The sequence below is a fragment of the Dyella sp. BiH032 genome, from assembly GCF_031954525.1.
Taxonomy (GTDB): Bacteria; Pseudomonadota; Gammaproteobacteria; order Xanthomonadales; family Rhodanobacteraceae; genus Dyella_D.
In genome coordinates this window covers 3,840,572-3,853,290 of the sequence record NZ_CP134867.1, presented here as the reverse complement: position 1 = coordinate 3,853,290, position 12,719 = coordinate 3,840,572, and the positions used below count along the sequence as shown (strand labels likewise).

Here is a 12,719-nt window from a genome sequence, read left to right as displayed (position 1 = left end):
ATATCAGAACTCGGCAGTGCCCGCGGCGCGGGGGTACGGGATGGCGTCGCGGATGTTGGAGAGGCCGCAAACGTAAACCAGCAGGCGCTCGAAGCCCAGGCCGAAACCGGCATGCGGCACGCTGCCATAGCGGCGCAGGTCACGGTACCAGCCGTAGGTGCTCGTATCGAGACCGAACTTGGCCATGCGGCGGTCGAGATAGTCCAGGCGTTCCTCGCGCTGGCTGCCGCCAATGATTTCGCCGATGCCCGGGGCGAGCACGTCCATGGCGGCGACGGTCTTCTCGTCGTCGTTCAGGCGCATGTAGAACGCCTTGATTTGTTCCGGGTAGTTCATCACGACCACCGGCCGGCCGATGTGCTTCTCGGCCAGGTAGCGCTCGTGCTCGGTCTGCAGGTCCACGCCCCAGGCCACGGGGAACTCGAACTTCTGGCCGGACTTCTTGAGGATGTCGATCGCGTCGGTGTAATCGATGCGCTCGAACGGCTGGGCGATGAAGGTCTCCAGGCGCGACACCGCTTCAGGCAGCACGCGCTCGGCGAAGAAGGCCATGTCGTCCGCGCGTTCGTCCAGCACGGCCTTGAAGATTGCCTTGAGGAAGGCCTCGGCGCAGTCGGCGTCGGCGGACAGGTCGGCGAAGGCGATTTCCGGTTCCACCATCCAGAACTCGGCGAGATGGCGCGGAGTGTTGGAGTTCTCGGCGCGGAACGTCGGGCCGAAGGTGTAGACCTTGCTCATCGCCAGCGCGTACGCCTCGACGTTGAGCTGGCCGGAGACAGTGAGGAAGGCCTCGCGCCCGAAGAAGTCCTTGCGGAAATCGATCTTGCCGTCGTCGGTGCGGGGGAGGTTCGCCAGGTCCAGCGTGGACAGGCGGAACATGTCGCCGGCGCCCTCGGCGTCCGAGGTGGTGATGATCGGCGTGTTGATCCAGAAGAAGCCCTGTTCGGTGAGATGGCGATGGATCGCCGTCATCATCGTGTGGCGCACGCGGGTGACTGCGCCGAACAGGTTGGTGCGCGGTCGCAGGTGGGCGACCTCGCGCAGGAATTCCATCGAATGCTGCTTGGGCTGGATCGGATAGGTTTCCGGGTCGTCGACGAAGCCGGTGACCTCGACCCGCTCCGCTTGCAGCTCGAACGCTTGGCCCTTGCCCTGGGAAGGCACCAGGGTGCCTTCGACGACCAGGCCGGCACCGGCGGTCAGGTGCTTCACCTCGGTCTCGTAGTTGGCCAGGGTGGCCGGAACCACCGCCTGGATGGGGTCGAAGCAGGAGCCGTCCGTGACGTTGACGAAGGACAGGCCGGCCTTGGAATCGCGCCGGGTGCGCACCCAGCCCTGGACCGTCACCTTGCTGCCGGCTTCGAGCTTGCCGGAGAGGGCCTGTTTGACACTGACCACCGCCATGGATTGAAACTCCTGCTGAAGTGCCGCATCTGGCACGTATGATCGGGTGAAACCCCTGTGCGCCGCGGCGCTCGGGGCAAACCTGCATCATAATGTAGGCTTCGTCCGAACCGCGACGTTCCGATCGTCATTTCGCCGCACCGACCGCCATCTCATGAGCATCAGCATCACTCCTGCCGCCAGCGAACGCATGCGCCACTTCCTGACCACTACGCCCGGCGCTGCCGGCGTGCGTTTCGGGGTGAGGCGTACCGGCTGTTCGGGTTTCTCGTACGTCGTGGACCTGGCCGAGACGGTGACGGCGGACGACCAGACGCTGGACCTCGACGGCGTGCGGCTGATCGTGGACGCCAAGAGCCTGCCGCTGGTCGACGGCACGGTGATCGACTTCCAGCGCCAGGGCCTCAACGCCAGCTTCGTGTTCCACAACCCCAACGCCACCGGCGAGTGCGGTTGTGGGGAGAGCTTCACCGTCTCCTGAGGGCGCGCGCCTGCCGGCCCTGTCTCCAGCGGCCGATCCGCGGCAGCTGACTGCTTGCGGTAAATCCCTGTAACCGTTTAGAATTCCGCTTCTGTCCTGGCGAAAAAGGCCCGGGCGGACCCTTGCCTCATCGCCTTCCGCGGGAGGCTGCCAGGCCCGAAAAGGCCGCATCCACAAGGAGTTACCCCTCAATGACCCTGCGTCATTACGAAGTTGTGTTCCTGGTCCACCCTGACCAGAGCGAGCAGGTCCCGGCCATGATCGAGCGCTACAAGGCGCTGATCGAAGCCGACGGCGGCAAGATCCACCGTCTCGAGGACTGGGGCCGCCGCCAGCTGGCCTACCCGATCGTCAACCTGGCCAAGGCGCACTACGTGCTGCTGAACATCGAAGTCGGCCAGAGCGCGCTGAACGAGCTGGAGTCGGGCTTCCGCTTCAACGACGCCGTGCTGCGCCACCTGGTGATCAAGCGCGATGCCGCCGACACCGAGCCGTCCTTCATCCTGAAGTCCAAGGAGAAGGATGACGCCAAGTCCTCGCGTCGCCGCGATGACGACAGCGACAGCGAAGGTGACGACCGCCGCGGCGCTCGTAACGACAACGACCGCGACAGCGACGACTGATCAGGAGCACTAAGCCATGTCCAAGTTCTTCCGCCGCCGCAAGTTCTGCCGCTTCACGGCCGAAAACGTGAAGGAGATCGACTACAAGGATCTCAACACGCTGCGCCAGTACATCACCGAGAACGGCAAGATCGTGCCGAGCCGCATCACCGGCACCAAGGCGCGCTACCAGCGCCAGCTGGCCACCGCGGTGAAGCGTGCGCGCTTCCTGGCGCTGCTGCCGTACACCGACAACCACGACGTCTGATGGACCGCCGCCCGGCCTCGCGCCGGGCGGCTTCCTCAACTCTTCGGACAACCGTCCACGGCTGCGCCGGGCCACTCTCCGGCGCTAACGAAAAGGAATAAACCATGGATCTGATCCTCCTCGAGAAAGTCCGCGGCCTCGGCAACCTGGGCGACAAGGTCAAGGTGAAGCCGGGCTACGGCCGTAACTACCTGCTGCCGCAGGGCAAGGCCGTGCCGGCCACCGCCGCCAACCTCGAAGGCTTCGAGAAGCGCCGCGCCGAGTACGAAGCCAAGGCCAACAAGCAGCTGGCCGACGCGCAGGCTCGCCAGGCCAAGCTGGCCGACGTGGCCGTGACCATCACCGTCAACGCCAGCCCCGAGGGCAAGCTGTACGGCTCGGTCGGCCCGCGCGAGATCTCCGAAGCCCTGCAGGCTGCCGGCCACGACGTCCATAAGAACGAAGTGATCCAGGGCGAAGGCCCGATCCGCGCCACCGGTGAGTTCGAAGTGGTCATCGCGCTGCACGCCGACGTGCAGTCGACGGTCAAGGTGACGGTGGTCGGCGAGAAGTAAGCCGATCTCCCGCCTGTGTCGCATCAAACGGGCGCCTCCGGGCGCCCGTTTGTTTTGGGGCTCGTCGCCTTGCCCGGTGGTGCCGGCCGGGCAGTGCCTCGCCGGAGGTTTTATCCACCGGTATCCACAACTTATCCACAGAGTTATGGTCTCGCCGCATGAGAAAACGCCGCGTATCCTCTGACGCTGACGATCCGCGCTGGTCGGACTCGCCTTCGCGAGGAGACTCGATGTCCTTTGTCCCAGATCGAAAGCACGGCAACACCTCCATCGAGGCGCTGCGCGTACCCCCGCACTCCATCGAGGCCGAGCAGGCCGTGCTGGGCGGCCTGATGCTTTCGCCCGATTCGCTGGACAAGGTGGCCGACCGGCTCGGCGAGCGGGACTTCTATCGCAAAGACCATCGCCTGATCTGGCGTGCCATTACGGAGCTGGCCAACAAGGGCATGCCGTGCGATGCGGTCACCCTGGGCGACTGGTTCGAAGCCAATGGTCTGGCGGAGCTGGTGGGCGGCGCGACCTATCTGGTGGAACTGGCCAATGCGACGCCCAGCGCGGCCAACATCGGTGCCTATGCGGACATCGTGCGCGAGAAGTCGATCCTACGGCAGCTGATCGACGCGGGCACGGAAATCACCGAGGACGGCTATCGCCCGGAAGGCAAGAGCGTGCACGAGGTGCTGGAAAGCGCCGAGCAACGCGTGTTCAAGATCGCCGAGTCGGGCGCGCGCGGCAAGAAGGACACCGTGTCGATGCGCGAGGCAGTGAAGGATGCCTTCCGCATCCTGTCCGAGCGCTATGAAAACCGCGGTCAGCTGACCGGCATCTCCACCGGCTTTACCGACCTGGACGAACTCACGTCGGGCCTGCAGCCTTCCGACCTGATCATCGTGGCGGCGCGTCCGTCCATGGGCAAGACCGCGTTCTCGGTGAACATCGCCGAGGCTGCCGCGTTGCGCGGCAAGAAGGCGGTGGCGATCTTCTCGATGGAAATGTCGGCGTCGCAGCTGGCGTTCCGTATGATCTCCTCGGTCGGTCGCATCCACGCGCAGCATCTGCGCAATGGCGACCTCGCCGAGGAGGATTGGCCGCGCGTCACCAATGCCATCGCGTTGCTCTCCGACGCGAAGATCTTCATCGACGACACGCCTGGCCTCTCGCCGGTGGAAATGCGCTCGCGCTCGCGCCGCCTGCACCGCGAGCATGGCGGCCTGGGGTTGATCGTGATCGACTACCTGCAGCTGATGCAGGTGCCGGGCATGAAGGAAAACCGCGCCACGGAGATTTCCGAGATCTCGCGCTCGCTCAAGGGCCTGGCGAAGGAACTCAACTGTCCGGTGATCGCGCTGTCACAGCTCAACCGTTCGCTGGAACAGCGTGCCGACAAGCGGCCGATGATGTCCGACCTCCGCGAGTCCGGCGCTATCGAGCAGGACGCGGACGTGATCATGTTCATCTACCGCGACGAGTACTACAACAAGGAATCGCCGGACAAAGGCCTGGCCGAGATCATCATCGGCAAGCAGCGTAATGGCCCCACCGATACGGTGAAGCTCACTTTCCTTGGGCACTACACCAAGTTCGAGAACTATGCGCCGGATTCGTTTGTCGGCGCGTTCGAGTAACCGGTGCACGGATGAAGAGGGCGCGGTGATCCCGCGCCTTCGTTCTTTGCGGGCGCGCGCGAACCTGGATGCCCGATAAGCCGCTGGTACTGCGGCGCGTCCTGGATGCTGCAGCCAAACCGGCCAGGCAAGCCGCCGGCCGTACCCGGCCATGCCCGGGAATTTCCCCGCGGGGGCCCGGATGGCTCCATACGCCCGGCGTCGCGCCGGACTAGCATGCATCGGCCTGGGATCGGCACGGATGCTAAGCTTGCCGCAGCCGTTCCGGCCCTTCCGGCCCGCCCCCGGCGGCGTCCTCCCTTTCCTCGTTGAAGCCGTCGCGAACCGCGGCGCGCCAAGGAATCATGAGCCGTACCACCGTCGCCACCATCCATCTCGGCGCACTCCGCCATAACCTGGCCCGCATCAAAGCCATGGCTGCTCCAGCCAAAGTCATGGCCGTGGTCAAGGCCGATGCCTACGGCCATGGGCTGGAGCGCGTGGCGCGTGCGCTGGATGGCGCTGCGGATGCGTTCGCGGTGGCTGCGCAGGGCGATGGCTTGCGCCTGCGAGCCCAGGGACATCGGCAGCGCATCGTCGTGCTGTCGGGCCCCGATCGGGCGAGCGATATTGCGGAAATGCAGCGCTTGCGGCTGGACGCGGCGATCCACCATGAATCGCAATTGGCCTGGCTGAGCGAAGCCTCTGCGTCGCGCGGTCCCCTGCGCGTGTGGCTGAAGGTGGACACGGGCATGCACCGGCTGGGTTTTCCGCCCGAGCAAGTCGCCGACATTCATGCGCGGCTGGCGTCCATGCCCGGGATCGATCCGGAAGTCGGGCTGCTGACCCATTTCTCCGAATCGGAGGTCTTCGAGGGCGAGGAAACGTCCGCGCAGATTCGCCGTTTCAACGAGGCGGTCGCGGGGCTGAAAGGCCCGCGGGCGCTGTCCAATTCCGCCGGCGTCCTGGGCTGGCCCGAGGCGCGTGGCGATTGGGTCCGTACCGGAGGGTTGCTGTACGGCTTGTCGGTGGTGGCGGGGAAGACCGGCGCGGACTTCGGTTTTCGCCCAGCGATGACCCTGACTACCCGATTGATCGCGATCAATCGGATTCGTCGTGGCGAACGCATCGGCTACAACGGCACCTGGGCCTGCCCCGAAGACATGCCGGTCGGCGTGGCCGCCGTAGGCTACGGCGACGGTTATCCGCGCAGCGCGGCCTGCGGCACGCCGGTGCTGGTCGGCGAGCGTTGCGTGCCGCTGATCGGACGCGTGTCCATGGACCTGATCACCCTGGATTTGCGGGAAGCTCCGCAGGCCAAAGTGGGCGATCAGGTGACGCTGTGGGGGCCGGGCCTGCCGGTCGAGCATATCGCTGCCCAGGCCGGCACCATCTCTTACGACCTGACCTGTGGCATGACCCGACGCGTCCTGTTCGTGGAAGACGACAGCTGAGCGCGCTCTGGCCGTCTCGCGATTTGCGATGAAGGCGGGCTAAGCTCGCCTTTTCGCGTTTCCGGGAACCGATATTCATGGCCAAGGCCAAGACCGCTTACGTATGCGCCGATTGCGGGGCGGAGCACTCCAAGTGGCAGGGGCAATGCATCGAATGCGGCGCGTGGAACACGCTCAGCGAATTCGTGGTGCAGCCGGCGGTGAAGTCCGCCGGTGCCGCCCGCAGCGCGGGCTATGCCGGCGCCGCCGCGGGTGCGCCCAGAGTCACGCCGCTCACGTCGGTGGCGCTGACGGCGGAGTCGCGCACGCTCACTGGTATCGGTGAACTCGACCGCGTACTGGGCGGTGGCCTGGTCGACGGTTCGGTGGTACTGATCGGCGGCGATCCCGGTATCGGCAAATCCACGTTGCTGTTGCAGATGCTTGGCAAGCTGGGCGAGCAGCTCGCCAGCGTCTACGTCACCGGTGAGGAATCGCTCGCCCAGGTAGCAGCCCGCGCGCAGCGCCTCGATCTGCCGCTGGGTCCGTTGCACGCGCTGGCCGAAACCTGCATCGAGCGGATTCTCGAGCAGGCCGTGTCCGCCCGCCCGCGCGTGCTGGTGATCGACTCGATCCAAACCATCTGGACCGAGCTGCTCGCCGCCGCACCGGGGTCGGTGAGCCAGGTGCGCGAATCCGCCGCCAAGCTCACGCGTTTCGCGAAGGAGACCGGTACCTCGGTATTCCTCGTCGGCCACGTGACGAAGGAGGGCGGCATCGCTGGCCCGCGCGTGCTCGAGCACATGGTGGACGCAGTGCTGTACTTCGAAGGCGAGTCAGGCAGCCGCTTCCGGGTGCTGCGCGCCTTCAAGAACCGCTTCGGCGCGGTGAACGAGCTGGGCGTATTCGCTATGTCGGAGAAGGGGCTGCGCGAAGTGCCCAATCCCTCCGCCATCTTTCTCTCCGCGCACGCCGAGCCCACGTCGGGCAGCGCGGTGATGGTCACGCGCGAAGGCACGCGGCCTTTGCTGGTGGAAGTGCAGGCACTGGTGGATCAATCCTCGCTTGGCAATCCCCGGCGCGTGGCCCTGGGGTTGGAGCAGAACCGCCTGGCGATGCTGCTGGCCGTGCTGCATCGGCACGGCGGCGTTGCGGCCTACGACCAGGACGTCTTCGTCAACGTGGTGGGCGGCATCCGCGTCCAGGAGACGGCCGCGGACTTGCCGGTCTTGCTGGCGGTGCTGTCGAGCCTGCGCGATCGTCCCCTGCCGGAAAAGACCATCGCCTTTGGCGAGGTGGGCCTGTCCGGCGAGATTCGTCCCGTGCCCAACGGCGAGGAACGCCTGAAGGAGGCGGCGCACCATGGCTTCCAGCGCGCGATCGTTCCGAAAGCGAATGCGCCGAAGAAGGGCAAGGTAGGGGAACTGGAAGTGATCGGCGTGGAACGGCTCGCGCAGGCGATCGACGCCTGCCGGTAGCGGCTCTGGTTACGACACCATCGCGGAATCACTGCGCGTGTCGATGGATGGTGAAGAGCGAAGCGGCGTGTTCTCTTGCCGTAGCCCTTCTCTCGAAGCTGTGCGGTGCATCAATGAAAGTGGCCATCGGCCGCTGGCAGCATCGCCGCTCATGTGCGAGGCAGCGCACTCAAGGAGAGAGGGCCATGCGGATCCTGTTTCTGTCTACGCGTCACAATGGATTGTCCCAGCGCGCACAGGTCGAGCTGGAGGAACTGGGGCATCACCTGGACATCGCGGAAGTCGCCGACGGTACACAGATGGAAGCCGCAGCGCAGCGCTTCCGACCCGACTTGATCCTCGCGCCGATGCTGAAATCGGCGATACCCGCCAGCGTCTGGCAACGCTATACGTGCCTGATCGTGCACCCGGGCATTCCCGGAGACCGCGGGCCTTCTGCCTTGGACTGGGCGGTCCTGGAGGGAGCATCCGCCTGGGGTGTCACCGTGCTGGAAGCGCGCGACGAGCTGGACGGCGGGCCGGTATTGGCGCATCGCGAATTCCCGCTGCGCGAGGCCAGCAAGAGCGCGATCTATCGGCGGGAAACCACCGACGCAGCGATGGTGGCGATCCGCGAGGCGCTGGAGCGATATCAACGCGGACAGCGTCCACCCTTCGACGAGCCGTCCCCACATCGCGGACGCGAACGGCCGCCGTGCCGGCAGTCCGATCGGCAGATCGATTGGGACGGGCCTGTCGAACAGGTGCTGCGCCACATCCGTTCCGCCGACAGCGCGCCGGGGCTGCTGGCGTCGCTCGGTGGCGTCAAGGCGAGGTTGTACGGCGTACATGCCGAAGCGAAGTTGCGCGGCAAGCCTGGCCGGCTGCTCGCGCAGCGCGACGGCGCGGTGTGCGTGGCCTGTGCCGATGGCGCGATATGGATCAGCCATCTCCGCCGACGCCAGGGGCTATCGGCCGACGACCCGCGTTACGACATCAAGCTGCCAGCCGCGCAGGTGCTGGCCGACCGTCTGATGGGTGTGCCCGAGCTTCCCTTGGCCGCGGATGCTCGCCCCTCGGGGTCTACATGGCAGCCGATCCGGTACCGCGAGCGCGGTCATAATGGCTATCTGCATTTCGACTTCCTCAACGGCGCGATGGGCACCGAGGCGCTCGAGCGGCTGCTGGCTGCCTACCGTCATGCGCGTGCGCGTCCGACCCGCACTCTCGTGCTGTGCGGCGGCGAGGATTTCTGGTCGAACGGCATCGACCTCAATGCGATCGAGGCATCGCGCGACCCAGCCGAGGCGTCCTGGGGCAACATCCTGGCGATGAATGCACTAGTGCGCGAAATCGTGCTCACGCATGACAAGCGCACGGTTGCGTTGATGCGCGGCAATGCGGGTGCCGGCGGCGTGATCCTCGCGCTTGCCGCGGACCTGGTGTACGCCCGCGAGGGCATCGTGCTCAATCCGCATTACAAAGGCATGGGCGGCCTATACGGCTCGGAGTATTGGACGTACCTGCTGCCGCGCCGCGTAGGCGAAACGGCGGCCCGGTTGTTGACCGAGTCCCTGCAGCCACTTGGCACGGCGCGAGCCAGGCGCATCGGCCTCGTCGACGGCGTCATGGCGGGAAGCGAGCTGCCGGGGGCGATGGAGGCGATTCTTGCACCCGGAAACGAGCTGCGGCATTGGCGCGAAGAGCTGGCTCGCAAGGCGGCGCGGCGCGAGGAGGACGAACGCCGCAAACCGCTCGAGCGGTATGCGGAAGAGGAACTCGTCGAGATGCGCCGTAACTTCTTCGGTGCGGATCAGGCGTATCACCTGGCGCGCCGCGCTTTCGTGCGCAAGCTGGAGATCGTTCCGGAGGGCGTGGCCGCGGAGCGCGCCTGAGTGTCGTTTGGATGGCGCCGCTGCCTCTGCCTGCCACTCAGATGGGCGGCAGCTCGACGAAAGCGGGCAGCTGTTCGGCGCGGGCCGAATGCGCGGCCAGGGCCGGGTAGTCGTGCGGCCGGATCAGCTCGGGCTGCATCAGCTGGGTGAAGCGCCAGGTCACGGCGGTCGTGATGTCGGCCTGCGTGAGCGCATCACCGACGAGCCAGTCATCGCTTCCGGCCGCCTCGCGCTCGAGCTCCGAGCAGGCAGCCTTCAGCTGTCCCTGGACGCGGGCGAGCCAGCCGGCGTCGCGGCGATCCTCGGCGCGCTTGCCCTCGTATACGATCTGCACGCTTTTCTCGGCGGCGATCAAAGCCAGTCCGGTCAGGCGCAGCGCCCGCAGCCGAGCCGCCGGGTCGGATGGCATCAGGCTGGGCCCGGAGCCGGCGGTTTCGGCCCAATCGATGATCAGCGTGGAATCGACCAGCTGCCAGCCATCGTCGCCGACCAGCGTGGGAGCTTTCACCAGCGGGTTGATGGACTGGAACTCGTCGAAGTTGCGGAACACCGACAGCGATAGGTGCTCGAACGGCAGGCCTTTGAGCTTCAGCGTGATCGCCGCGCGGCGTACGAAGGGGGAATCCAGCATGCCGATCAGCTTCACGTGCGGTCTCCTTGGCTCAGGCAGTGCGGTGCAGGATCAGCTCCAGCACCGCCTTGGTGCCGAAGAAGGCAAGCAGGAGCACGGCCATGCCGGTCAGGGTGAGGTTTACCGCGCGGCGGCCGCGCCAGCCGTAGCGCCAGCGCCCGAACAGCAGCGCGCCGAACACCAGCCAGGCGACGATCGACAGCACGGTCTTGTGGATCAGGTGCTGGCCGAACAGATCGCCCACGAACAGTGCGCCGGTCAGCAAGGTGAGTGTGAGCAGGGCGAAGCCGGTGCCGATGAGACGGAACATCAATGTCTCGGTCAGGGTCAGCGGCGGCAGCGCGCGCAGCCACGTGCCGAACTGCTTGTGCCGGAGGGTCCGGTCCTGGATGGCAAGCAGGATCGCCAGTACCGCGGCGATCGACAACACGCTGAAGGCGAGCAGGGCCACCGTCACATGCAGCTTGATCTGCCAGCCCATGGTCAAGGGAGCGGTGGCGGGAGCCAGATAAGCATCCGCGCCCAGCAGCAGTGCCGTCAGGGGGAACACGATCACGCCCAGGGCGGCGACGGGGCGCGTGACGTTGACCACCAAGGTCAACGCCGAGACCACGCAAGCAACCAGCGATAGCGCGGCGAAGAAATGCAGATCCACCGAGCCGCGATGGATGCCCAGCAGAATGCCTGCGTGAATCAGCACCGCCATGCCGGCCAGGCCCAGGGCGGACTTGTTCAGCGGCTGCCCGCCGCCCAGCAGCGGTCGAGCCAATCCCCCCGCTGCGGCAAGGTAGAGCGCGATCGCGAGCAGGGAGAGGAGGTGGATAGCCATGGCGCGCGAGTGTCTCACAGCCCCTCGTGGCAGGTGAATGCGGTCAAAGCGCTCTCCGCTATACTTGGCCACTTTCCCCTCGCCGTACTCCGCCATGTTCGAGTCGCTCAGCCAACGCCTCTCCGCCACCGTCAACCGCCTGCGCGGCCGCGGCCGCCTGACCGAGGAAAACATCCGCGAGTCGTTGCGCGAGGTGCGCATCGCCCTGCTGGAGGCCGACGTCGCCCTGCCGGTGGTGCAGGCACTGATCGAGCGCGTGAAGGTGCGCGCCGTCGGCCAGGAAGTGCTCAAGAGCCTGAGCCCGGGCCAGGCCCTGGTGAAGGTGGTCAGCGACGAGCTGACCGCAGTGATGGGCACCGCCAACAGCGAGCTGAACCTCGCGCAGCAGCCGCCGGCCGTGGTGCTGATGGCGGGCTTGCAGGGCGCGGGCAAGACCACCACCGTCGCGAAACTGGCCCGCTTCCTCACCGAGCGCAAGAAAAAGAAGGTGATGGTGGTGAGCTGCGACGTCTATCGTCCGGCCGCCATCGAGCAGCTGCGCACGCTGGCCGAGCAGGTGGGCGTGAAGTTCTTCCCGTCCGAGGCGGGCCAGAATCCCGTCGACATTGCGAAGGGCGCAATCGCTGCCGCCCGCCGTGAAGTGGTCGACGTGCTGCTGGTGGACACCGCTGGCCGCCTGCATGTCGACGAGGCCATGATGGCCGAGATCAAGGCGCTGCACGCCGCGATCACTCCGGTCGAGACCCTGTTCGTGGTCGATTCGATGACCGGCCAGGACGCGGCCAACACCGCGAAGGCCTTCGCCGAGGCGCTGCCGCTCACCGGTGTGGTGCTGACCAAGACCGATGGCGACGCTCGCGGTGGCGCCGCGCTGTCGGTGCGCTACGTTACCGGCCGGCCGATCAAATTCCTCGGCGCCGGCGAAAAGACCGACGCCCTGGAGCCGTTCCACCCGGATCGCGTCGCGCAGCGCATCCTGGGCATGGGCGACGTGCTGTCGCTGGTGGAGGAGGTCGAGCGCAAGGTCGACCAGGAAAAGGCGCAGAAGCTGGCCGAGAAGGTCATCAAGGGCAAGCGCTTCGATCTCAACGATATGCGCGACCAGCTCGAGCAGATGTCCAACATGGGCGGCCTGGCCGGCCTGATGGACAAGCTCCCTGGCGTCTCGGGCCTCCCCGAGAGCGTCAAGTCCAAGGTCAACGACGGCGAGATCAAGCGGATGGTGGCCATCATCAGTTCGATGACCAAGAAGGAGCGTCGCCACCCTGACCTGCTGAACGGCTCCCGCCGCGCCCGCGTGGCCCGCGGCTCGGGCACCCAGCCGGCCGACGTGAATCGCCTGCTGAAGCAGTACATGCAGATGGAAAAGATGATGTCCAAGCTGTCCAAGGGCGGCAGCAAGGGGCTGCTGCGCCAGATGCGCGGCGCCATGAAGGGCATGGGTGGCATGGGCGGCCTGCCGCCCATGCGCTGAGCGGGGTGGCGGGCGTGCCGTCGACGAGCGCGCCGCCTATTCCCTTTTTGCGGTTTTCTCTCTAAAATGCCGCGTTTACCGCGCCCG

Annotated in this window: 12 protein-coding genes; 9 read left to right on the top strand and 3 right to left on the bottom strand. The window is 66.3% G+C overall.

Annotated features, from left to right (window positions below; translation table 11 throughout):
• Positions 1–3: 3 nt before the first annotated feature.
• Positions 4–1,404 carry an asparagine--tRNA ligase gene (gene asnS, locus RKE25_RS16970; protein ID WP_311839273.1) on the bottom strand — a complete coding sequence of 467 codons (1,401 nt, stop codon included), beginning with the start codon at positions 1,402–1,404 and terminating at the stop codon, positions 4–6.
• A 154-nt stretch (positions 1,405–1,558) separates the two neighbouring features.
• Here asnS and RKE25_RS16965 point away from each other — a divergent pair, with 154 nt between their 5' ends.
• From RKE25_RS16965 to RKE25_RS16930, 8 genes are all read left to right on the top strand, one after another.
• On the top strand, positions 1,559–1,885 hold the full coding sequence (locus RKE25_RS16965) for an iron-sulfur cluster assembly accessory protein (RefSeq protein ID WP_311839272.1): 327 nt from the start codon (positions 1,559–1,561) through the stop codon (positions 1,883–1,885).
• 191 nt (positions 1,886–2,076) lie between these two features.
• Positions 2,077–2,508 (top strand): 30S ribosomal protein S6, encoded by a 432-nt coding sequence (gene rpsF, locus RKE25_RS16960; RefSeq protein WP_311839271.1) that lies wholly within the window; start codon positions 2,077–2,079, stop codon positions 2,506–2,508.
• Between the two features lie 16 nt (positions 2,509–2,524).
• Positions 2,525–2,755 (top strand): 30S ribosomal protein S18, encoded by a 231-nt coding sequence (rpsR, locus tag RKE25_RS16955; RefSeq protein ID WP_131150740.1) that lies wholly within the window; start codon positions 2,525–2,527, stop codon positions 2,753–2,755.
• 104 nt (positions 2,756–2,859) lie between these two features.
• Positions 2,860–3,309, top strand: coding sequence for a 50S ribosomal protein L9 (rplI, locus tag RKE25_RS16950; protein WP_311839270.1), 450 nt, complete (start codon positions 2,860–2,862; stop codon positions 3,307–3,309).
• A 230-nt stretch (positions 3,310–3,539) separates the two neighbouring features.
• Entirely contained in the window at positions 3,540–4,934 is a 1,395-nt protein-coding gene (locus tag RKE25_RS16945) for a replicative DNA helicase (protein WP_311839269.1), read from the top strand.
• 344 nt (positions 4,935–5,278) lie between these two features.
• On the top strand, positions 5,279–6,367 hold the full coding sequence (gene alr / locus RKE25_RS16940; RefSeq protein WP_311839268.1) for an alanine racemase: 1,089 nt from the start codon (positions 5,279–5,281) through the stop codon (positions 6,365–6,367).
• 77 nt (positions 6,368–6,444) lie between these two features.
• Positions 6,445–7,824: a DNA repair protein RadA gene (radA, locus tag RKE25_RS16935; protein ID WP_311839267.1), complete on the top strand. Its 1,380-nt coding sequence runs from the start codon at positions 6,445–6,447 to the stop codon at positions 7,822–7,824.
• Between the two features lie 185 nt (positions 7,825–8,009).
• Positions 8,010–9,698: a hydrogenase maturation protein gene (locus RKE25_RS16930; RefSeq protein ID WP_311839266.1), complete on the top strand. Its 1,689-nt coding sequence runs from the start codon at positions 8,010–8,012 to the stop codon at positions 9,696–9,698.
• Positions 9,699–9,735: 37 nt separating this feature from the next.
• On the opposite strand, the gene RKE25_RS16925 is transcribed toward RKE25_RS16930, so the two are convergent.
• Positions 9,736–10,344 carry a glutathione S-transferase family protein gene (locus tag RKE25_RS16925; protein WP_311839265.1) on the bottom strand — a complete coding sequence of 203 codons (609 nt, stop codon included), beginning with the start codon at positions 10,342–10,344 and terminating at the stop codon, positions 9,736–9,738.
• 16 nt (positions 10,345–10,360) lie between these two features.
• A complete protein-coding gene (gene ccsA, locus RKE25_RS16920; RefSeq protein ID WP_311839264.1) occupies positions 10,361–11,158 on the bottom strand; it encodes a cytochrome c biogenesis protein CcsA in 798 nt (265 codons plus the stop codon).
• A 94-nt stretch (positions 11,159–11,252) separates the two neighbouring features.
• On the opposite strand from ccsA, the gene ffh reads away from it, so the two are divergent.
• Complete coding sequence (ffh, locus tag RKE25_RS16915; protein ID WP_311839263.1) at positions 11,253–12,632, top strand: signal recognition particle protein; 1,380 nt, start codon at positions 11,253–11,255, stop codon at positions 12,630–12,632.
• Positions 12,633–12,719 lie beyond the last annotated feature (87 nt).

Coding starts and splice junctions, on each gene's coding strand:
- ccsA (WP_311839264.1), bottom strand. CDS start 11,158: ATGGCTATCCACCTCCTCTCCCTGCTCGCGATCGCGCTCTACCTTGCC.
- rpsF (WP_311839271.1), top strand. CDS start 2,077: ATGACCCTGCGTCATTACGAAGTTGTGTTCCTGGTCCACCCTGACCAG.
- RKE25_RS16945 (WP_311839269.1), top strand. CDS start 3,540: ATGTCCTTTGTCCCAGATCGAAAGCACGGCAACACCTCCATCGAGGCG.
- rplI (WP_311839270.1), top strand. CDS start 2,860: ATGGATCTGATCCTCCTCGAGAAAGTCCGCGGCCTCGGCAACCTGGGC.
- radA (WP_311839267.1), top strand. CDS start 6,445: ATGGCCAAGGCCAAGACCGCTTACGTATGCGCCGATTGCGGGGCGGAG.
- alr (WP_311839268.1), top strand. CDS start 5,279: ATGAGCCGTACCACCGTCGCCACCATCCATCTCGGCGCACTCCGCCAT.
- RKE25_RS16965 (WP_311839272.1), top strand. CDS start 1,559: ATGAGCATCAGCATCACTCCTGCCGCCAGCGAACGCATGCGCCACTTC.
- RKE25_RS16930 (WP_311839266.1), top strand. CDS start 8,010: ATGCGGATCCTGTTTCTGTCTACGCGTCACAATGGATTGTCCCAGCGC.
- rpsR (WP_131150740.1), top strand. CDS start 2,525: ATGTCCAAGTTCTTCCGCCGCCGCAAGTTCTGCCGCTTCACGGCCGAA.
- ffh (WP_311839263.1), top strand. CDS start 11,253: ATGTTCGAGTCGCTCAGCCAACGCCTCTCCGCCACCGTCAACCGCCTG.
- asnS (WP_311839273.1), bottom strand. CDS start 1,404: ATGGCGGTGGTCAGTGTCAAACAGGCCCTCTCCGGCAAGCTCGAAGCC.